Source organism: Cohnella sp. WQ 127256, from assembly GCF_024519285.1.
In the GTDB taxonomy this organism is placed as follows: Bacteria; Bacillota; Bacilli; order Paenibacillales; family Paenibacillaceae; genus Cohnella.
Window position 1 is genome coordinate 1 of record NZ_JAMZCY010000006.1, and the last position, 20,389, is coordinate 20,389.

General features: G+C 44.8%; 20 protein-coding genes, 2 tRNA genes and 1 rRNA gene. 21 read left to right on the forward strand and 2 right to left on the reverse strand.

What is annotated here, in order from left to right:
* The 14 genes from M1K58_RS18450 to M1K58_RS18515 form a co-directional block, all read left to right on the forward strand.
* Nucleotides 1-115: ribosomal RNA gene (locus M1K58_RS18450) — 23S ribosomal RNA — on the forward strand; the annotation flags it as partial.
* Between the two features lie 261 nt (nucleotides 116-376).
* Nucleotides 377-1,600, forward strand: a complete 1,224-nt coding sequence (locus M1K58_RS18455) for a putative glycoside hydrolase (RefSeq protein ID WP_256760351.1) — start codon at nucleotides 377-379, stop codon at nucleotides 1,598-1,600.
* A 151-nt stretch (nucleotides 1,601-1,751) separates the two neighbouring features.
* Entirely contained in the window at nucleotides 1,752-3,209 is a 1,458-nt protein-coding gene (guaB, locus tag M1K58_RS18460) for an IMP dehydrogenase (RefSeq protein WP_256760352.1), read from the forward strand.
* A 127-nt stretch (nucleotides 3,210-3,336) separates the two neighbouring features.
* Entirely contained in the window at nucleotides 3,337-4,677 is a 1,341-nt protein-coding gene (locus M1K58_RS18465) for a D-alanyl-D-alanine carboxypeptidase family protein (protein WP_256760353.1), read from the forward strand.
* 76 nt (nucleotides 4,678-4,753) lie between these two features.
* Entirely contained in the window at nucleotides 4,754-5,635 is an 882-nt protein-coding gene (gene pdxS, locus M1K58_RS18470) for a pyridoxal 5'-phosphate synthase lyase subunit PdxS (RefSeq protein WP_256760354.1), read from the forward strand.
* 97 nt (nucleotides 5,636-5,732) lie between these two features.
* Nucleotides 5,733-6,305, forward strand: a complete 573-nt coding sequence (pdxT, locus tag M1K58_RS18475; protein WP_256760355.1) for a pyridoxal 5'-phosphate synthase glutaminase subunit PdxT — start codon at nucleotides 5,733-5,735, stop codon at nucleotides 6,303-6,305.
* Nucleotides 6,306-6,308: 3 nt separating this feature from the next.
* Nucleotides 6,309-7,595: a serine--tRNA ligase gene (gene serS, locus M1K58_RS18480; protein WP_256760356.1), complete on the forward strand. Its 1,287-nt coding sequence runs from the start codon at nucleotides 6,309-6,311 to the stop codon at nucleotides 7,593-7,595.
* Between the two features lie 76 nt (nucleotides 7,596-7,671).
* Nucleotides 7,672-7,760, forward strand: a tRNA-Ser gene (locus M1K58_RS18485).
* A 309-nt stretch (nucleotides 7,761-8,069) separates the two neighbouring features.
* Complete coding sequence (locus tag M1K58_RS18490; RefSeq protein WP_256760670.1) at nucleotides 8,070-8,417, forward strand: hypothetical protein; 348 nt, start codon at nucleotides 8,070-8,072, stop codon at nucleotides 8,415-8,417.
* A 15-nt stretch (nucleotides 8,418-8,432) separates the two neighbouring features.
* Entirely contained in the window at nucleotides 8,433-8,609 is a 177-nt protein-coding gene (locus M1K58_RS18495; protein WP_372339184.1) for a hypothetical protein, read from the forward strand.
* A gap of 17 nt (nucleotides 8,610-8,626) precedes the next feature.
* A complete protein-coding gene (locus tag M1K58_RS18500; RefSeq protein ID WP_256760358.1) occupies nucleotides 8,627-8,776 on the forward strand; it encodes a small acid-soluble spore protein P in 150 nt (49 codons plus the stop codon).
* A 157-nt stretch (nucleotides 8,777-8,933) separates the two neighbouring features.
* The gene (locus M1K58_RS18505; protein ID WP_256760359.1) at nucleotides 8,934-9,839 is read left to right on the forward strand and encodes a YitT family protein; all 906 of its coding nucleotides are present in this window, start codon (nucleotides 8,934-8,936) and stop codon (nucleotides 9,837-9,839) included.
* A 132-nt stretch (nucleotides 9,840-9,971) separates the two neighbouring features.
* A complete protein-coding gene (locus M1K58_RS18510; protein ID WP_256760360.1) occupies nucleotides 9,972-11,066 on the forward strand; it encodes a hypothetical protein in 1,095 nt (364 codons plus the stop codon).
* Between the two features lie 173 nt (nucleotides 11,067-11,239).
* The gene (locus M1K58_RS18515; RefSeq protein ID WP_256760361.1) at nucleotides 11,240-13,666 is read left to right on the forward strand and encodes a S9 family peptidase; all 2,427 of its coding nucleotides are present in this window, start codon (nucleotides 11,240-11,242) and stop codon (nucleotides 13,664-13,666) included.
* 82 nt (nucleotides 13,667-13,748) lie between these two features.
* Here M1K58_RS18515 and M1K58_RS18520 read toward each other — a convergent pair whose 3' ends face one another.
* Complete coding sequence (locus M1K58_RS18520; RefSeq protein WP_256760362.1) at nucleotides 13,749-13,916, reverse strand: hypothetical protein; 168 nt, start codon at nucleotides 13,914-13,916, stop codon at nucleotides 13,749-13,751.
* Between the two features lie 298 nt (nucleotides 13,917-14,214).
* Between M1K58_RS18520 and M1K58_RS18525 the strand changes: the two genes are divergently transcribed.
* Nucleotides 14,215-14,290 (forward strand) — tRNA-Arg (locus tag M1K58_RS18525).
* Nucleotides 14,291-14,605: 315 nt separating this feature from the next.
* A complete protein-coding gene (locus M1K58_RS18530) occupies nucleotides 14,606-14,755 on the forward strand; it encodes a hypothetical protein (protein WP_256760363.1) in 150 nt (49 codons plus the stop codon).
* Here M1K58_RS18530 and M1K58_RS18535 read toward each other — a convergent pair whose 3' ends face one another.
* Nucleotides 14,756-15,391 (reverse strand): CatB-related O-acetyltransferase, encoded by a 636-nt coding sequence (locus M1K58_RS18535; protein ID WP_256760364.1) that lies wholly within the window; start codon nucleotides 15,389-15,391, stop codon nucleotides 14,756-14,758. It abuts the gene before it with no gap.
* Between the two features lie 341 nt (nucleotides 15,392-15,732).
* On the opposite strand from M1K58_RS18535, the gene M1K58_RS18540 reads away from it, so the two are divergent.
* From M1K58_RS18540 to M1K58_RS18560, 5 genes are all read left to right on the forward strand, one after another.
* The gene (locus M1K58_RS18540; protein ID WP_256760365.1) at nucleotides 15,733-17,274 is read left to right on the forward strand and encodes a toxin-antitoxin system YwqK family antitoxin; all 1,542 of its coding nucleotides are present in this window, start codon (nucleotides 15,733-15,735) and stop codon (nucleotides 17,272-17,274) included.
* A gap of 190 nt (nucleotides 17,275-17,464) precedes the next feature.
* Nucleotides 17,465-17,674, forward strand: coding sequence for a hypothetical protein (locus M1K58_RS18545; protein WP_256760366.1), 210 nt, complete (start codon nucleotides 17,465-17,467; stop codon nucleotides 17,672-17,674).
* Nucleotides 17,671-17,913, forward strand: coding sequence for a YolD-like family protein (locus tag M1K58_RS18550; RefSeq protein WP_256760367.1), 243 nt, complete (start codon nucleotides 17,671-17,673; stop codon nucleotides 17,911-17,913). The genes M1K58_RS18545 and M1K58_RS18550 overlap by 4 nt, the downstream gene beginning before the upstream one ends.
* A gap of 168 nt (nucleotides 17,914-18,081) precedes the next feature.
* On the forward strand, nucleotides 18,082-19,224 hold the full coding sequence (locus M1K58_RS18555) for a serine hydrolase domain-containing protein (protein ID WP_256760368.1): 1,143 nt from the start codon (nucleotides 18,082-18,084) through the stop codon (nucleotides 19,222-19,224).
* Between the two features lie 138 nt (nucleotides 19,225-19,362).
* Nucleotides 19,363-20,370 (forward strand): LacI family DNA-binding transcriptional regulator, encoded by a 1,008-nt coding sequence (locus M1K58_RS18560; RefSeq protein WP_256760369.1) that lies wholly within the window; start codon nucleotides 19,363-19,365, stop codon nucleotides 20,368-20,370.
* Nucleotides 20,371-20,389: the final 19 nt, after the last annotated feature.

Here is a 20,389-nt window from a genome sequence, read left to right on the forward strand (position 1 = left end):
GATGAGATTTCCCAATTCGTAAGACCCCTTGAAGAACACGAGGTTGATAGGCTCGGGGTGGAAGCGCAGCAATGTGTGGAGCTGACGAGTACTAATAGGTCGAGGGCTTATCCTAAGCGAATTGACACTGCAAGACATTTGACACACCACTTCTTTTATATAGCTTTACTTCGCATCCAGTTTTCAAGGCGCAAGCCCTATTTGTACATAAACGGAGTGTTCTCTTTTGAGAATGGCTTCGTTTTTTTGTTTTCACAGCTACCTAATAATATCCTCTTCAAGTAAAATTGCTCTGAAATTCCACAATCTTAAGCGCTAGACAATTACACTCGATGCATACACTACCGTTACTATGCAAAATCAGGTGGTGCTGTGGGTGAGAAATAAGCTGGCGAGATTCATTGTACTATTCCTTGTTTTGGAGTATTTGTTGCTTGGATGCGCTTCACGACAATCTGGTCCGCAATCCCAGCCGCAAAGAAAAAATGAGAATTCAGTACAAGAGATTAGCCATCAAAATAGCCAAGATAAGCTGGTAAACACTAAATCTGACGTACAAAATACTTCCTTAGATGAACGTCCAGTCTCACTTGTGACCTCTACAAGACCTGTGCGCGCTATATATGTAACCTCTCATGTCGCGAATAGCGGACGAATGACGGGACTGATTGATCTAGTGAAGGAAACAGAGCTGAATGCAATGGTATTGGATGTTAACAGCGGAATAACCCTATTTGAACCGGTGCAAACGGGAAACATGGCCGATTATTCGCAGCTTACGTTATCGAACAAACGATCTGCTCAACATTTCCTAGAAGTGATCAATAAACTGAAGCAACAGGATATTTATTTAATTGGACGAATTGTCACGTTCAAAAATCCAGCAGCGACGAATGCAATGCCAGCTTGGGCTATCAAACGCAAGGACGGAAAAATATGGAAAGATCGAAGTGGAACCGCTTGGATAGATCCTTATCGCCAAGAAGCTTGGGCGCATCCACTCGCGCTAGCTGAGAATGCAGCATTAATCGGTTTTGATGAAGTCCAGTTCGATTATGTTCGTTTTCCAGAAAATGCTTCAAAGGTAAACCGAGAAGTGAAATTCGCTAACAGCGAAGGCTGGACGAAGTCGGAAGCCATTCGAAGATTTCTACATCGGGCAAATATAAAATTACACAAATATGGCACAAAGGTGTCTGCGGACGTATTCGGTATGACGGGTTCCTCTAATGATGATATGGGAATTGGGCAGAAGTGGGATGCTATAGTCAAAGAGGTAGATGTCATCTCACCAATGATCTATCCTTCGCACTATTCTAAAGGAATGTGGGGAGTGGATAACCCAGATTTAAGTCCGGGTCCGATTATTAAACGTGCTTTAGAGGATACAGTAAAGCATAATCGGAAGCTGAATGAGCAAGGGATTGCCACAGCGAAAGTGAGACCTTGGATACAGGGATTTACTGCGGGCTGGATACATCCTCATCAGAAATACGGACAAGCACAAATTAATGAACAAATAAGAGCTGCACGAAAAGCTGGTTTTAATTCTTATATGATCTGGAACTCAGCGAATCGATATCCGAATATAGCACCCTGATTTGGATACATGTGGATTATGAAAACGCTTATTTCATGCGGTTTCCAGCGGTTTGGAATGTGCTTGACAGCCTATGATGCCTCTGCTAAGATTGACGATAATCAATCGGAGACAATAGCTGGTGAAGTAACCGGCAGAGGGGGTATTAGCTGTGTGGCAAAATAAATTCGCCAAAGAAGGATTAACTTTTGACGACGTACTACTTGTTCCCCGTAAATCTTCCATTCTTCCACGGGACGTAGATATTTCAACAGTGCTTAGTCCTTCGGTGAAGCTCAATATACCGTTAATCAGTGCGGGAATGGATACGGTCACGGAATCAGCATTGGCGATCGCAATTGCTCGTGAGGGCGGCATTGGCATTATTCACAAGAACATGTCTATTGCTCAGCAAGCTGAGGAAGTGGATCGTGTTAAGCGTTCTGAAAGTGGAGTCATTACGAATCCGTTCTCCTTAACGCCGGATCATCACGTATATGATGCTGAAGAGCTCATGGGAAAATATCGAATTTCAGGTGTACCTATCGTAAATCCGGAAGGTAAGCTGGTCGGTATTTTGACGAATCGTGATCTCCGCTTCGTGCATGATTATTCCATAAAAATTTCTGATGTAATGACACATGAAGATCTAGTTACAGCTCCTGTAGGAACGACATTACAGCAAGCAGAAGGTATTCTGCAGAAACATAAGATCGAGAAACTCCCTCTTGTAGATGATACGAATACACTTAAGGGACTTATTACGATTAAGGATATCGAGAAAGCCATTCAGTTCCCTAATGCAGCTAAGGACAGCCACGGCCGTCTCCTAGTCGGTGCAGCTGTAGGTGTTTCCAAAGATACTTTTGAGCGGGCGGAAGCATTGGTGAATTCAAGCATTGATGTTTTAGTCGTAGATTCAGCACACGGACACCATATTGACATCGTAACGATGGTTCGCAAGCTACGGGACAAATACCCTGAGCTAACAATTGTTGCAGGTAACGTGGCAACAGGGGAAGCGACGCGCGATCTGATCGAAGCTGGCGCATCTGTTGTTAAGGTGGGTATCGGACCAGGATCGATATGTACAACTCGTATTATTGCTGGTATTGGGGTACCTCAAATCACAGCAATCTATGATTGTGCTACTGTTGCACGTGAATACAATATTCCAATCATCGCAGATGGCGGAATCAAGTATTCTGGTGAAGTTGCAAAGGCCATAGCGGCTGGTGCAAGCTGCGTGATGTTAGGTAGCCTATTCGCAGGAACAGAAGAAAGTCCGGGCGAATCGGAAATTTATCAAGGTCGTCGCTACAAGTCCTATCGGGGTATGGGCTCGATTGGGGCAATGAAGGAAGGCAGCAAGGACCGCTATTTCCAGGAGGACGAGAGCAAGCTCGTTCCGGAAGGTATCGAAGGTCGGGTTGCTTACAAAGGTCCTCTTAAGGACACCATTCATCAATTACTTGGTGGACTGCGCTCGGGTATGGGGTATTGCGGAACGGAATCTATCGAGCAATTGAAGAACGATACGCAATTCATTCGTATTACGGGAGCTGGCTTACGTGAGAGCCATCCTCATGATGTGCAAATCACGAAAGAAGCACCGAATTACTCGATGTAAATATCCTGCTTGGATAGATCGTATAGAGGAGCCGAGGGACAGGAAATATCTGACCTCGGCTTTTTCCTTTGCATAGTCGTATGTTACAATAGGACGGAAGTATTTTATCGGAAAAGGGGAGAATGTGTTGAATCGCCATCATCTATTGTTATTGCCTAAATTATCCCTGGCGAAGCGTTTAGTCGCCGTTATCGTTCTCATTAATTTCTTATGTATGTTTGTACTATCCTCCTTTGCTTCAGCAGAGGAAGCCGTTCCAGGAGCTCCCCAATTGAATGCGCAATCTGCCATCTTGATGGATGCCGAGAGTGGACAAATTCTGTATCAATTGAATGCAGATACACCTGCACCACCAGCGAGTATGTCGAAAATGATGACTGAATATTTAGTATCAAGAGCAGTTAAGCAAGGTAAGCTGTCATGGGATGATAAAGTTAAAGTAACGGAGAACGCCGCCAAACAAATCGGCAGTCGGATTTTTCTTGCTGAGGGCGATGAACATACGATCAGAGAATTGTATAAGGCGATGGCTGTAGGTTCGGCTAACGACGCGACAGCTCAATTGGCAATTACGGTTGCTGGATCAGAGGAAGCATTTGCAAATCTGATGAATGAAACCGCAGTTGAGCTTGGCATGACAACTGCACATTTTATTAACTCAACTGGGCTTGATCGCGCGGATATGCCAGAAAAATACCGTCCTACCTCTATCGAGGGGGAAACGGTTATGTCTGCTAAAGATTCGGCTATTCTCGCTTATCATATTTTGAAAGAAGAACCGGAATTTCTAGAAATAGCTAAGATTCCTTCTTACAAGTTCCGCGAGAAAGATAAAGCGCCTATTATTAACGTGAACTGGATGCTGGAAAGCAATAAAGATGTTCCTAGTTTCCGTAAGTTTGCCTATACGGGCGTAGATGGATTGAAAACAGGACACACGAGCAAAGCAGGTAATTGCTTTACTGGGACAGCATTACGAAATGGCACGCGGCTAATTGCAGTGGTCATGGGGGTTCCTGGTGGAGTAAACGACGGTAAACGATTCTTGGAAACAGCGAAGTTATTCGATTATGGATTCAATAATTTTGAGAAAAAGACGATTGTTGATGCAAAATCGGTTGTTCCTGAGCATGAAACCTTGAAGGTTAAGAAAGGTAAATCCACTAAGCTACCAGTCGTAACGGCTTCGGATCTTACTGTATTGATGCCGAAAGGGCAAACTGTAGAAGCGACTGTCCAAGAAGTCATAAGCACTCCTGACCCGCTAGTCGCACCGATTGAACTAGGTGCTAAAGTGGGAACGGTCACTTATAAATACAAAGATCCATCCACCCAAGAAGATAAGACGGTCATAATTGATCTGATTGCTTCTGAGGAAGTGAACAAAGCTAGCTGGTGGAGACTCATGTTCCGTGCGATTGGGAACTTTTTCTCCGGACTGTTTAATGGGATCGTAGATCTTTTCTAAATTCCGACTTAAATAGTTGTCTATTACAGAATCTTCATGTAAAATTTATGTTTAGAATATTCGGGAGGCTTGACTAATGGAAACTGGAACTTCGAGAGTTAAACGCGGTATGGCTGAAATGCAAAAAGGTGGCGTCATCATGGACGTCATGAGTGCCGAGCAAGCTAAAATAGCAGAAGCTGCGGGCGCTACAGCAGTTATGGCATTGGAGAGAGTCCCTTCTGATATTCGTGCAGCAGGTGGAGTAGCACGTATGGCGACTCCTCAGCTCGTTGAAGATGTTATGAAGGTTGTAAGCATACCTGTAATGGCCAAAGCACGGATCGGACATTACGTGGAAGCGAAAGTATTGGAATCGCTTGGCGTCGATTATATCGATGAAAGTGAAGTCCTTACTCCAGCGGATGAAGTGTACCATATCGACAAATCCTTGTTTACGATTCCGTTTGTATGTGGAGCTAAAGATCTTGGAGAAGCGCTGCGCCGTATTCAAGAAGGAGCTTCCATGCTTCGTACGAAAGGTGAGCCAGGGACAGGAAACATCGTTGAAGCGGTTCGTCACATGCGGATCATTACGGGCCAAGTTCGTAGAATTCAAAACCTTTCCAAGGACGAACTGTTCCATGAAGCTAAGGTTCTTGGTGTAAATTATGACTTGCTTCTGAACATTCATAATACCGGTCGTTTGCCAGTCGTTAACTTCGCAGCTGGTGGAGTTGCGACTCCTTCGGATGCTGCATTAATGATGCACTTGGGCGCTGATGGTGTATTCGTTGGATCCGGTATTTTCAAATCCGATAACCCTGAGAAGTTCGCTCGCGCTATCGTTGAAGCAACGACTCATTATGAGGATTATGCTTTGATTGCTCGTGTATCTAAAGATCTGGGTGAGGCGATGAAAGGGATCGATATTTCCAAGATGCCTGCTTCTGAACGGATGCAAGATCGCGGAATCTAAAAATCACTTCCATCGAGCGGCTTCCATTCGGCATACTCTTATGCCGCAGGGGGCCGCTTGAGATATTTATAACTAGTGTGGGGAAGAAGGAACACATATGAACATCGGAGTATTGGCATTGCAAGGAGCAGTTGCTGAGCATATCCGTAGCATCGAGCTTGCCGGCGGACATGGGGTAGCTGTTAAACGGATCGAGCAATTAGCTGAAGTTGACGGCTTAATCATTCCGGGTGGCGAAAGTACGACCATAGGCAAGCTGATGCGTAAATATGGTTTTATTGATGCGATCCGGGAATATGCAGAACAAGGAAAGCCTGTATTCGGAACATGTGCCGGTTTAATCGTATTAGCAGAGCGCCTAGAAGGCTCAGAAGAGCCCCATCTACGCTTAATGGATATGACAGTGGCACGTAATGCTTTTGGACGTCAGCGGGAGAGCTTCGAGACGGACTTGGACGTTCAGGGTATCGATACGCCACTCAAAGCTGTATTCATTCGTGCACCCCTTATTAAAGAAGTGGGTGAGCAGGTAGAGGTTCTATCGGTATATCAAGGGGAAATTGTCACAGCTCGCCAAGGAAACTTGTTAGCCTGTTCCTACCACCCCGAGTTGACGGATGACTATAGATTGCATGAGTTATTTATTCGTATGGCCCAGGAAAGGGGATAAATCATGTTAGACGTTAAACTACTTCGCAATGAGTTTGATACCGTTGCGCAGGCGTTAACTAATCGAAATGCTTCATTAGATTTGATCGCAGCTTTTCCTCAGCTAGACATTAGTCGTCGTGAGAAGCTTACCGAAAGCGAACAGCTGAAGAATCGTCGTAATGTTGTATCTCAAGACGTAGCGAAGCTGAAAAAAAACGGTGAGAATGCCGATGATCTCATAGCTGAAATGCGTAACGTTAATGACCGAATCAAGCTATTGGACGAAGAAGTGCGCGAGATTGAAGCAGAGATGGATGCGCTGCAGTTAGCGATTCCTAATGTGCCGCATGAGAGTGTGCCTGTAGGAGCCTCGGAGGAGGACAATGTCGTTGTACGTACCGTGGGTGTACCCACGACATTCGAATACGATCCGAAGCCTCACTGGGAGCTAGGGAATGATCTCAGCATCCTGGATTTCGAAGCAGCTGCTAAAGTTACGGGGTCGCGGTTTGTTTTCTACAAAGGTTTAGGCGCACGTCTAGAACGGGCTCTAATCAATTTCATGATGGATCTTCACTCGGATCAGCATGGCTATGAAGAGATTCTCCCTCCTTATATCGTTAATCGGGATAGCCTTATTGGCACATCTCAGCTTCCGAAATTTGAAGAGGATTTGTTCAAGATTGAAGGAACGGATTATTTCCTCATTCCGACTGCTGAAGTCCCAGTGACAAACTTCCATCGTGATGAAATATTGTCAGTAGACGCGCTTCCTAAAGCTTTCGTCGCGTTCAGTGCATGTTTCCGTTCTGAGGCAGGCGCATCCGGACGTGATACCCGTGGATTAATTCGTCAGCATCAGTTCAATAAGGTAGAGCTGGTTCAGTTAGTCGCCCCTGACAAATCCTACGAGGTATTAGAGGAATTAACAGGTCATGCTGAGAAAGTGCTTCAGTTGCTTGAATTACCTTACAGAGTGTTGGCACTGTGCACAGGTGACATGGGCTTTGCTTCGGCGAAAACCTACGATCTAGAAGTATGGCTTCCAAGCGCAGGAACGTATCGTGAGATTTCTTCTTGTACTAACTTTGAGGATTTCCAAGCTCGTAGAGCAGGAATTCGTTACCGTCCAGAGAACGGAGCGAAGCCTGAGTTCGTGCATACGCTTAATGGTTCCGGTTTAGCGCTCGGCCGTACGGTTGCAGCTATTATCGAAAATTACCAGCAAGTGGACGGAACGGTCAAAGTGCCAGAAGTGTTGAAGCCTTACATGGGCGGTCTTGAATTTATTGTTCCGCGCAGGGGTTGATATTCCACCAACGACTGTGATATACTAATTTGGCAGTATCGGTCGAGCCTTCACGGGTAAGTCGTCTGCCAGTCGTGGAGAGGTACCGAAGCGGTCATAACGGGGCGGTCTTGAAAACCGTTAGAGTGCAAGCTCACGTGGGTTCGAATCCCACCCTCTCCGCCATACACGAAAAACGAGCCCGATTCCTGAAAAGGAATCGGTTTTTTGCGTATGGCGAATGGGATGAGAACGGGCCGTTAAGCGAACATGCCCTAAGGCATGGTCTTAGGCCCCGGCGTGATAGTCGCATTACTGTAGCCGTGCTTATACGGCTAAGTGCGACGGAGCGAATCCCACCCTCTCCGCCATAACTTTATCATTACGAACCGATTCTGTAACTGGAATCGGTTTTTTTGTTTGCTTGGGATATAGAATCAATCCCGCATAAGATAATGACAATGGGTCAACCTAATGAGGGTGGAGGTGACCATGATGTCAAGCAATGATGAGCTAAACGTTCCGCAGGGTGACTTAGCAGAAGCCTGGCAGCAAACACTGCCGGAGCGCTTAAATGACAGTGACAAAGCCGAGGTAATGGCAGATGCGGTTGATCCCCGCAAGCTTCATGTCCATATTAAAGCTGCAGGTCGGCAGATGATGGAATTTGATTTTGCAGTTCAGTATGTGGATAGTCGAGAAATCGATATTCAGCTCACAGACGTGGAAAGAGATGGACAAACGGTAGATGAACGAAGCGATGTGATTCAGGAATTGATTGTGGACTATCGTCGTCATCTGCATGAAACCGCGCAAGCCTTACATCATTATACCCATTCATAGAAGGAGGGTATGAAATTGTCTGATTCTAATGGCTTTACAGATAAAAATCTGAGTAATGTGGTGGAGGATTTAGCTCAGACTCCAGTAAATTCACACCAAGCTCAGCAAATTCAGCAAGATAAAAATGATCGGCGTCATCAGGATGCATTGAATCACGATAAATCTACAGATCTTAAGCATTTCAAATCTTAAGGGGGCTCACACACGAAATGAGTAAGCCTAAATCGCAGTCTGTACCTCAGCCTGGGGAGCATAGCGCTCGGCATTCGACGGTGGATCAACAACCCGTAGAGCCACTTTCGGGCTCTAAAAAGGTTAAGAATCGAAATCATACGAGGCACAATAACGGAGAAGGTTAACGTGAATTAAGTCCTGGCGATGAGCCGGGGCTTTTTTATTTTTACTAAAATTGATCGATAATTACAGCTGAAACACTGTCAGGACAAGCTTCTCTCGGTTTACTCCCAGTATATACATTGGTATAATGATAGAAACTTAATACAGGAGGACTTGTCTATGACCGATAAGAAAACACTAGCACCGCCAGGCACCGCGAACGTGATCCGCCATCACAAGCAAACCCCCTTCGAAATTGCAAGAAGAGTTATTTTTATTATTATAGGAGCCATTCTCGTTGCTGTATCCTTGGAAATCTTCCTAGTGAATAACTCCATTATTGATGGAGGAGTTACGGGTATCTCCATTATGTCTTATTATTTATCAGGTGTGCCCATCGGTATATTCCTATTTTTCCTCAACCTTCCTTTCCTCATCCTAGGCTACAAAACGATAGGTAAGACATTTGCTTTATCTACTCTCCTCGGCATTATCGTATTATCCATTACAACAACCCTACTTCACCATGTTGAACCTTTTACAGATGATATATTTCTAGCGGCAGTATTCGGAGGTATTTTTCTCGGAGCGGGTACAGGTATCGTTATCCGTGCTGGTGGTTCCTTGGATGGTACAGAAATAGTAGCGATTCTGATTAACCGGAAATCACCCTTTTCCGTAGGACAGACGGTCATGTTTATTAACCTCTTCATCCTCGGAAGTGCGGGCTTTGTGTATAGCTGGGATCGTGCGATGTTCTCTTTGATTGCTTATTATATTGCATTTAAGGTTATTGATCTGACGATCGAAGGTTTTGATGAATCGAAGTCCTGCTGGATCATTAGCGACTTTCACAAGGATATCGGGGAAGCTATCAATGCACGTCTGGGCCGTGGTGTTACTCTGCTTCATGGAGAGGGCGGATACTCAGGTGATCAGAAGAAAGTCATTTTCTGCGTCATTACTCGTTTGGAAGAAGCGAAGTTAAAGACGATTGTGAATGAAATCGATTCGGGGGCTTTCTTGGCAGTAGGCAATATCCACGATGTAAAAGGTGGAAGATTTAAGAAGAAAGACATTCATTAACATTAATGACGAGCGTTTACGGTTTTTAGCATAAATTTAACAAGGAAAGTCTTTTCGCGAGTGCGAAATTGATATACAATGGACTTTGTTTGATTTTCAATTGTAACATTATTCGGAAGGGGTTTTTGCATTTTGTTTAAGGGGAAATTGAGTTTTGTTATTTTGGCGATCTTGTTGACGGTTTCGGTCGTGCTTAGCGGTTGTACCAAAGAAAAGTCACCTAAAGATGCGCTACAATCGTCCATGTCGAAATCAGCGGATATTAAATCGTATAACTTTTCCGGGAGCATGAAGTTTGAAGATTTTAACTTTCCCGATGATGAAATGAGTGCTAGCGAAGCGGCAGCAGTCGTTAATCTTCTGAAAAGTGCTGAGCTGAGCTGGACAGGTGGATATCGTGCAGACCCAATGATGATGGAAGTTAACCTACAGTTGGCTCTAAAGGGCGATCTTGCGATTAATTTCAACATTCCAGTGCTTATGACGGAGAAGAAGGTTTGGGTTAAAATCCCTAACATTCCAATGCTGCCTATTCCAGAAGATATGGTTGGTAAATTCATTGAGCTAGATCTTGAAGAGCTTGCTAAGGAATCCGGTCAAACGATTCCAAGCATAGACCCAGGCAAGTCTCAGAAGTTTTCTAATGATGTAATGGGAATTTTGTTTAAGCACGTTGAGGAAGAGTCCTATTTGAAAGAGATTAAAGTTAAAGATGCGGGTCTACCAGCTGATGTTGATGTGAAGAAAGTTGTACAGTTCCACATGGACCAAACTCAAATCGAGCCATTGGTTAACACGATTGTGGATAAGATTGCTCCTGAACTTATTGATCTTCTGTTGAACAGTCAAGAATATCAAGACCTCCTTCAATTGAAGAAGGAAGACTTGGAAGAAGCTAAGAAATCACTTTCCGAATTGAAGGATACGGAAATTACGGAAGCATTAGCGGAAATGAAAAAAGAGCTTAAATCGCTCGATATTACCTCCAATATCGGTATAGATAAGAAGGAATATCCGGTTTATACAGATGCGAAGATTAGCGCTGCTATTGAATCCGAAGAATTGACTGGAAGCCTGGGTATTAAAGTGGTTACTCAGATGACAGGAATTAACGGCGATGTGAAGTTTGAGAACAGCGAACCTAAAGGCGATGACGTGATTACAATGGACCAACTGCAAGAGCAGCTGGGTGGCTTGTATGGCGACATGGGTGCAGATAGCCTGTAAGTAATCGTTTGTGAATACCCCCCTGCCTTTGGCAGGGGGGTATTTGTTGTAATAATGATAGGGACTCACCCTAAAGTTTACCTAAATATTGGAACCTATACTCATTCTTATCCGTAATCGTAAGGTAAAGCTTTGTATAGTTCATATTAGGAAGGGTTAGGTGGAGAGATCGTATGGCAAGTAATCTATTGAAGAAACCGCTTATGTTGGTGTTAGTGGCGCTGCTCGGACTTACATTGCTTCTACCTGCTGCACAAGCAGCGCCGGTGGTAGCGACAGGGACACAGATTGTCCAGAACGTACACATCGATAAGCTGAAGGAATTAGGGTATGTCGACGGTACGGTGGATGGAATGAATGAACCAGCATCGTCAATTACCCGGGGACAAGCCGCAATTATTCTCCAGAGGATGCTTGAGCTGCCAGCGGTAGAAGGGGCACTAAGCTTTACTGATTTGAAGCAGGGCTTACCCGAGACGTTAGCGGTTAATGCTTTGAAGGAGAAAGGGGTAGTCAGTGGCAGTGGAGGAAAGTTTGCCCCAAACATTTCGCTGACACATGAGCAAATGGCTTCGCTTATCGTGAGAGTGTTCCAATTCCAGGACAACGGTATTCAAGATACCTATTCGGATGCGGATAAGATTGCGAAGGTTCATCGCACCGACGCTGAACGGTTGAGACAGCATTTTATCGTAGAAGGAATGCAGTTCAACCCGAAGAAGGCGGTTAGTCATGCGGAATTCGCTCAAGCGCTGTACCGAGCGTTAAACCTTGATGTAGCGGGTGAAGGGACGATTCCACTAGAAAACTTTTTCCGCCAGCCTTCCGAATTCGGATTTCAGCCCTCCCCCGATGGGAAATATTTGGCTTCGGTTAAACCATCGAACAATCGCCTGAATATTTTCGTGAAGAAGGTAGGGGAGAAGGAAGCGGTACAAGTAACGAATGCTACGGATCGGGATATTTATAATTTTGGCTGGGCGAACGACTCCAAGCTCGTTTATCTACTCGATAGTGGTGGAGACGAAAATTATCATCTCTACAGCGTAAATGTAGATGGAACGGACAATAAGGATATTACTCCTTATCCGAAGGTAAGGGCAATGCCGATTGATCTTCTTGAAGACGTTTCAGATGAAATTCTAGTGGGGCTCAATAAGAGAGATCCACAGGTGTTCGATGTGTATCGGCTTAATCTGAACAGCGGGAAGCTAGACCTCGCTGCAGAAAATCCAGGGAACATATCTGGTTGGATGACAGACAACGATGGGAAAATTCGAATTGCGATTGCGGGTGATGGCACCGTATCGAGTTTGCTCTATCGTTCCGCGGATGACAAGCCGTTCGAGGCGTTGCTAACGACGAAGATGGATGAGACATTCTCTCCGCTCATGTTTACATCCGACAACAAGCAATTGTACGCGATATCGAATATTGGCCGTGATAAGGCAGCACTCGTGCGTTTCGATCTGGCATCGAAAAAGGTCGTTGAAACGATATACGAGCGTGAAGATTCAGATGTACTGGGCTTCCTACCGAATTCGGAGAAGAAAACAGTAGCTGCGGCTGTCTATGAAACGGACAAGCAAGGTCTCTATTTCCTCGATAAGGACATGGAGAAGGAGTATCGGCTGCTTGAGAGCAAATTGCCTGGCTATAATATTTCCGTATTAGGTGAAGATGAAAAGACAGGTCAGGTCATGCTCTTCGCGAATAACGACCGGAGCTATGGAACGTATTACAACTACAACAGTAAAAGCGGGGAGCTACAAGTGTTAGCAGAAATCGCCCCGTGGCTTAAGGAGGATCAACTGGCAGAAATGAAGCCGGTTTCCTATAAGAGCCGAGATGGCTTGACCCTTCATGGTTACTTAACGTTGCCTAAGGGCGCTGATCCGAAGAATCTCCCGGTGATAATAAACCCACACGGAGGGCCATGGGCACGAGATTCGTGGGGCTTTAATCCAGAGGTACAATTCTTGGCAAACCGTGGATATGCGGTTCTCCAAGTTAACTTCCGTGGGTCCACAGGGTACGGTAAGGCGTTCCTAGAAGCAGGCAACAAAGAGTGGGGCAAGGCGATGCAGAACGACTTATCGGACGGTGTAGAATGGCTCATTAAGGAAGGAATTGCTGATCCTAAGCGTGTAGGAATCTATGGTGGTTCCTATGGTGGTTATGCAACACTGGCGGGTCTGACCTTCACACCGGAGCTGTACGCGGCTGGAGTCGACTATGTTGGAGTATCGAACCTGCTCACGTTTATGGATACGATTCCGCCTTATTGGGAGTCGATGAGAGCTATGTTTTACGAACGCGTAGGGGATCCAGTGAAAGACAAGGAGATGCTCACAGCTACCTCCCCGATCTTCCACGCAGATCAAATACAGGACCCTCTGTTCGTCGTTCAGGGAGCCAATGATCCACGTGTTAACCAAGCGGAGTCCGATCAGATTGTAGAGGCGCTCCGAACACGAGGCATTGATGTTCCATATATGCTGAAGCAGAATGAAGGGCATGGATTTGCGAATATGGAAAATCAGCTCGATTTCTACAGGGCTATGGAGAAATTCCTTCAACGCCATCTGAAGCAGCAATAATAGGTTAATTAGCTAAGTTGAAATAGCCGATCAGAGTTCCCCAGTGATGGGAGTCTGATCGGCTATTTGTATGGAGTTTTTATTAGAACCGGACTAAGCCGTTATCCGTATTCCATTCGACTTGTCTTAAGATTCTAATCGCTTCTGCACCTTTATTATCCGCTAAAGCTTCATACAAGACTTCGAACAGCTGAATACCCGTGTAAGGACGATTAGATCGGGAGTACATTCTCTCATGCATAATGAACATGAGGATCTTATCCTTCACGGAATCGAACATTCGCAGCATGACTGTATTGGAGCTTGCATTTCATGTCCTCCTCAGGTGAATAGGGTGGTCTATGCGGCTACCCTAGGGGTTACTTATTGTTAATTTCAACAGTATAAAGACGATTTGTTCGGCTACTATTAACGGAATGTAAAAAAAGAAACCCTCTCTTGGTAGAGAGGGCGTGGGGATGATCGTGTTAAACTTCGAGTTGAGGGGGAATTTATCGATTATTTCTTTTTGCTCGGGGTGAGGTTTGTGTTATAATATTCTTTACTATGGCTCCGTAGCTCAGCGGATAGAGCGACGGTTTCCTAAACCGCAGGTCGGAGGTTCAAGTCCTCTCGGGGCCGCCACGTTGTTACTTTTCCGTTATATCAACGGTTATCAGCGTTGAATGTAACGCTAACCATATCCGTAAGGCATACGGTTTGTAGCGTGCTAAACGTATGAACGCCGGTCATTATTATGCGAACCTCCTACGATTATTTCGGGGAGGTTTTTCGTATGGACCCGCGTAAAGGGAAATCAGCAGTTAAAGGTAATCGCGAGAGGACGCCAAAGGATAAGTTTCACATTGGCGGTATTTTACGGAGTGGCTCGCGGAGTATGGCAGTATAACGAATATTGACGAGGTTTCCGCGACTGTTCTACGGGATTACGTTAATTACATGTCGCACAAGACGAAGTTTAGCGAGGTACCGGAGCGAACAGTCGCAGGTGTAACGCTGGCGCCTTATACAATCGCGTTGCGGCTTCGAACGTTGCGAACGATATTTAATTTCCTTGCGCCGGATCAGGTGCCGGAAAACGGTATTTAATTATGCCTTTATCAGTTCCTTTAAAGCATTTGTATTATTACTTGTCAAAACGGGAATTAATTCAGTTATTTTTTCGATATCCCAGTCCCACCACTTAATAGTATTGAGAAGATCAATCGTTTCCTCGTCAAATCTATAACGAATTAATTTAGCTGGATTCCCCCCTACTATTGAGAAAGGTGGAACATCTTTGGTTACAACAGCATTTGTTGCGATTATAGCACCATCACCCACATTAACCCCAGGCATAATTGTAGCATTATAGCCTATCCAAACATCATTTCCTATAACTGTATCACCTTTGAATCCACCACTTAAATTCTTTAAACCCACTTCCCAACCTTCACCAAACGCCCCAAAAGGAAAAGTTGTAAAAGAGTTTGTATTATGATTTGCACCATTCATAATAAATTTGGCGTTGGATGCAATAGCACAAAACTTACCGATTTTTAGTTTATCCCCTATAAAGTCAAAATGATAAAGAACGTTTTTCTCAAAATCTAAAGGATTATTATTATCGTCATAATAAGTATAATCCCCAATTTCAATATTTGGATTAACCACTACATTTTTCAAAAAACATAGGCTTCGGATATTTTTCATTGGGAAAACACTTTTTATATCTGGACCACTCATTTAGCGACACTCCTAAAAAATATTATCATTACTTCATTAACTACCCTTTCCATTTCATAATAACATTTCTTCTTTAACTATTCTGCCAGTTAGCTTAATGGAGATCGAGTTCTTTTTGCATGGTATGAGGGTCTTGGGGAAGTTCCTTGTGGGCGAGGTTGTCCATCTGTTGCCCATAGGACAACAGAAGAACAGCAAAGACAGCCAAATGTCGGATGTAGTAGAATGTACAGTGCATTTTGCAATATGACATGCTATACTGGTCTCAAATATTATCCATATAATGTGGGTTTTTTTGTAAATTATTTGTAAATTGAGCATATATAAGGAGTTTATCTTTCATGGATTCGGAACTAACAACTCACCGCCTCTTATACCCAGATGGAAGGACAAAATACGAGGGGGGTTGGAAGAATAACCAAGAGAACGGTATTGGCCGACTCTACTATGATAACGGAAACTTGAATTACGAGGGGCAATGGCTAAACGGGCGTATGCAGGGGACGGGTCAATGGTATCGGTCGAACGGAAAACTGCAATATGAAGGCCAGTTTCTAGATAATCTCCCTCATGGGCATATTATTGAATATCGCGAAACCGGGGAACGACTGTACGAAGGAGCGATCCAGCTCGGCATCTTAAACGGATACGGAACAATTTATTACGATACGGGAGTCATATGCTACGAGGGTATGTTTAGTAACGGCATGATGAACGGAACAGGTAAATCCTATGATCGAAGCGGAAGTTTAGTGTTCGAGGGCCCCTACAAAAATGGGAAAATAAATGGTTCGGGAGCGAAAATAAAGCGGATCTTCTCGGCTTTAGCCATTCTCTTTATCGTCATCACATTAAGCTACAAATATTATCCCGATATCAAGGGTGCATTTAGTAAAGTCATAGTTAATCAAGATGATTCCCACAAAGCGATCCGCGCCGCCAAAAAGATCATGGAACAAAATCTGGCGAGTCCCTCATCGGCGAAGTGGGTATCCAGCGATATTGTCGATCAGAACGAACCTTACTTTATGGTTCACCTTGTTGTCGATGCGAACAACAGCTTCGGCGTGTCGGTTCGGACGAGCATGCTCGTATCCGTAACGATGGGTTCGGGCAACCAATATACATATAATCCGCTCACTTCCGTGACGGAGTCCAGTGATCCTCCGCAAGACTTTGAGATTATGATAATGAAACAACTTAACGGCTGGCCGGGATCGGTCAACTTAAAGGACAACCCCAATACCCAAGAAGCTATGCAATCGGATATAGAAATAGAAATGAATAAGACCCCGGAAAAGAACGACACTAGCACTATCATTACTAATGAAGTAAGTGCGACGAGTGAAACTAGCATCCCCTTGGGGGATTCGCTTGTACGCGGCAAGGCTGGATCGTTGGCTGTGGTAGATTGGAAGCGATTCGACGACCCTGACGTCGTACTGCCGCTCACTTTCGGCGATACACAGTTGGAACTGGTCATCGGGATGGATCACCCCAACGGGATGAAAAAGCTCATCCGAAATCCCCAAGATGGTACGAAAAGGCCGTTAGATTTTAATTTACCGGGAAATGGCTTCGATGAGTACGGCACACTCATGGACGATTATCGCGTACAAGCGGGAACCTTCGACTTCGACCGCGACGGCGTGGATGAGTTGTGGATTGCTAGCGGCAATTTAATGACCGAAGCTACCATCATGGTATATGCCTATAAAGAAGGAAGTCTGAAAGCCGACGTTCCATTTGAAGAGATACTCGTAGCGGACGGACAAATCGCCTTTATTCTCGAGGATAACCAAGTTCAGGTTCCAATCGGTTCTTCCGGTGTGGATCATGCCTATGCGTATACGAATCATAAATTTATAGAAGTCGTTAACTAGAATTGAAAATGGCTGATTTCATAAAGGCTCAGCCGAGGTCGGAGGTTCGAGTCCTCTTAGGGCCACCATACGCAAAGAGTAGAAGAACCGTGCTGTTATTGCGGTTCTTTTTGTTTATTTATAATCCCTTGCATAAGAACTTATGTTCCCGTTATAATAAGAACAAACGTTCCTATTATGGAGGGGTTTTATGATGAGTAACGGAGCAAACACATCCATCGAGAAGTGTATCGGTCGCAAGGTCGATCTCATTTATGTAGATACTAGCGGTAAATTTTCGCAACGCCGCGTAAACCTATTCGCAGTCCGTGACGGTAAAGCTCGCGTGTTCGATGTTCAAAAACGCGGTTTCCGTACTCTAATTGTTGATCGGATACTTGCAGTGGAGATGGTACTATGACGAATAAGACGAGTAGTATTGAATGCCCAGAAATCAATGTACAGGAGTGGGAAGCGATTATGCGCGTGTTGATGGAATCGTTCGGTAAGCGGACAATGGCGCAATTTTTCCTCTATCACCCTTATGAAGACTGCGCGGTCATTGGCATCGTCGATCGCGTTGACGGATATACACGCACGTTTAGCGTGGATGGGGAACGTTTTAATATTGCGGATATTATCGGAGCGGAAACGCTATAGATCATCATATGATGAGTAAGTGGGGCAGTATTTACACATGGAACTAATCTGATACTAATAAATGATTTCTGACAATATGAAATGGAGTATTCTGATTTATATAGACGACACTTGTGGATTTCATTAGAATATGTCCAAAGTTCCTTTATACAGAAGGTAGGGCATCCAATGAATGCATTAGAGAGCGGCTGGCCAGTATTAGAAGGCAACATAGAGGTTGTACCCGAGGAGGTAGGACTGGACTCGCGCCAGTTGAGTAAGTTAGATCATCATTTTCAAGAATTAATGTCCCATAATAAACTTCAAGGAGCAAGTTACCTGGTCGCTCGCAACGGTAAAGTAGTAGCGTGGAAATCGATGGGACCGCTTCATGGAAGTACGAACGAGGGGCAATTGCAGCCGGACTCCTTACGTAAGCTCTCTTCCATCACGAAGGCGTTCACAAGCGTCTCTATCGTTAAGCTGATCGAGGATGGTAAGCTCTATATTGATCAGCCGGTGGCGTCAATATTGGAAGAGTTCAATAATCCAATGCATCAAGAGATTAATCTGTTTCACTTGTTGACTCATACTTCGGGAATCCTACCTGTTACGGGCTATTATAATGAACCCTATCCACGGGAGTGGTGGGGAGCCGGAGGTACGGACAATTGGATCCGTAAAGTGTTACAGGGACCGTTAGTATGCCAACCGGGGGAAGCCTATAATTATTCCACGGTAGGTTTCGCACTGCTGGGTGAAATTATTGCCCGAACATCTCGTAAGAAGTATGAAGAGTATGTCATCGAAAATATTTTACAACCTCTTGGAATGGAACGCACCTTCTTCGATATACCGGAACATCTCCTATCAGAAGTATGTACAGTTGACGAATATGATAGGGAGAAGATGAGAGGGCAGGAAGATGACTCAAGAAGGCCTCCACGATCGGACAGTGGGCTCTATTCTACCCTAAATGACATGTGGAAATTCGGACAAATGCTGCTAGACGGTGGAGCTTTCCGAGATCAACGCATTCTTGGAAGAAGGTCAGTTGAACTACTGACAAGTCGTCATCTATTCCATGTTCCTGCTTACCATTGGGGTGGCAAGATCAAAGACAAGGGCCATGCACTAGGACTCGATCTCGCTATAGATCATCTATCTTTTGAAACGCAGGGGACATTCCAGTTAGAGGGGGCGGGAAGATCGGCATTTTTCGTTGATCCAAAGGAAAAGCTAGTCGTCGTTTTCTTCGTGCCCTCCATCTATTCCTGGGTGCCTTTGTCCGTACTCGGAACGAAACAAATAATCTGGTCGAGCCTAGTCTGAAATAAGGAGCCATTATTACGCCATATTAGAAGAACATTGGGTATAGTTAATCGTTCAGATAACCCTCCTGACTGTCCATCTCATTTGTGATATGCTAACATCAGTTGTGTTTCCGGAAATTAGCGGGGTGGTGTGAAGATGGCTACCAATATTCATGATGTGGCTAAGGCCGCGGGTGTATCTGTTGCAACCGTATCAAAGGTGTTGAATGGATATACGACGGTTAATGCGAATACGAAAGAAAGAGTGCTGCAAATTGTGAAAGAGTTGCAGTTCTATCCGAATTCTGCGGCCCGTTCCTTGGTCGGACGACGTTCGATGACGATCGGGATATTTTTGACGACAGGACTGGCACATCCGTTCTTCACCCAGATTCTATCCGGTATGGAGCAAGCGCTAAAGTCCCTTGGCTATGATCTCATTTACTTGGCCCAAATGTCTCGTGCTAAGGAATATAGCTTCGTCCACCATTGCCACAGTCGCAATGTTGAAGGGGTCGTTGTATTTGGCTTTCAACAGGAGGAAATGAGCTTCGACGAACTCATTGAGTCGGGTATTCCAACTTTATTTATTGATTTGGATATTAAAAAAGGACGCGCAGGTTATATAAGCTCGGATAACCACGAGGCTGTGGAGCGCGCTATTCGTTATTTGATAGATTTGAATCATCATAGAATCTCATTCTTGTCAGGTAACAAGGATTCCTATGCGAATAGACAACGTCTAGAAGGCTATCGATCCGGGTTGGCAGAGGCGGAAATTCCTTATCGTGAAGATTATGTATCAGAAGGGGATTTCACTCGTGAGATGGGATACCAAGCCATGAACAAGCTTCTAGCGCTTGCTGAGCCGCCAACAGCGGTAGTCTGCTGCTCAGATATGAGCGCGGTTGGAGCGATGGAGGCCATTCAAGATGCTGGATTATCGGTGCCAGAGGATATTTCGTTGATCGGCTTCGATGATATCGAGATTGCAAGTAACATCAGACCTGCTCTCACCACGACCCGTCAGGATATGATAACGATTGGAAGACGATCGATAGAGTTACTAGACGAGCTCATTAAGGATAAGGAGCTTCCGCCTCCGGAAGTGATTATTCCAACAGAGCTCATTATTCGGAAATCCACTGGACCTGCAAAAGGATAAATAAAAGGGTGATCCCAGA

Coding starts and splice junctions, on each gene's coding strand:
- M1K58_RS18535 (WP_256760364.1), bottom strand. CDS start 15,391: ATGAGTGGTCCAGATATAAAAAGTGTTTTCCCAATGAAAAATATCCGA.
- pdxT (WP_256760355.1), top strand. CDS start 5,733: ATGAACATCGGAGTATTGGCATTGCAAGGAGCAGTTGCTGAGCATATC.
- M1K58_RS18560 (WP_256760369.1), top strand. CDS start 19,363: ATGGCTACCAATATTCATGATGTGGCTAAGGCCGCGGGTGTATCTGTT.
- M1K58_RS18520 (WP_256760362.1), bottom strand. CDS start 13,916: ATGTTCATTATGCATGAGAGAATGTACTCCCGATCTAATCGTCCTTAC.
- M1K58_RS18530 (WP_256760363.1), top strand. CDS start 14,606: ATGTCGCACAAGACGAAGTTTAGCGAGGTACCGGAGCGAACAGTCGCA.
- serS (WP_256760356.1), top strand. CDS start 6,309: ATGTTAGACGTTAAACTACTTCGCAATGAGTTTGATACCGTTGCGCAG.
- M1K58_RS18515 (WP_256760361.1), top strand. CDS start 11,240: ATGGCAAGTAATCTATTGAAGAAACCGCTTATGTTGGTGTTAGTGGCG.
- M1K58_RS18505 (WP_256760359.1), top strand. CDS start 8,934: ATGACCGATAAGAAAACACTAGCACCGCCAGGCACCGCGAACGTGATC.
- M1K58_RS18555 (WP_256760368.1), top strand. CDS start 18,082: ATGAATGCATTAGAGAGCGGCTGGCCAGTATTAGAAGGCAACATAGAG.
- M1K58_RS18550 (WP_256760367.1), top strand. CDS start 17,671: ATGACGAATAAGACGAGTAGTATTGAATGCCCAGAAATCAATGTACAG.
- M1K58_RS18545 (WP_256760366.1), top strand. CDS start 17,465: ATGATGAGTAACGGAGCAAACACATCCATCGAGAAGTGTATCGGTCGC.
- M1K58_RS18540 (WP_256760365.1), top strand. CDS start 15,733: ATGGATTCGGAACTAACAACTCACCGCCTCTTATACCCAGATGGAAGG.
- pdxS (WP_256760354.1), top strand. CDS start 4,754: ATGGAAACTGGAACTTCGAGAGTTAAACGCGGTATGGCTGAAATGCAA.
- M1K58_RS18500 (WP_256760358.1), top strand. CDS start 8,627: ATGAGTAAGCCTAAATCGCAGTCTGTACCTCAGCCTGGGGAGCATAGC.
- M1K58_RS18490 (WP_256760670.1), top strand. CDS start 8,070: ATGTCAAGCAATGATGAGCTAAACGTTCCGCAGGGTGACTTAGCAGAA.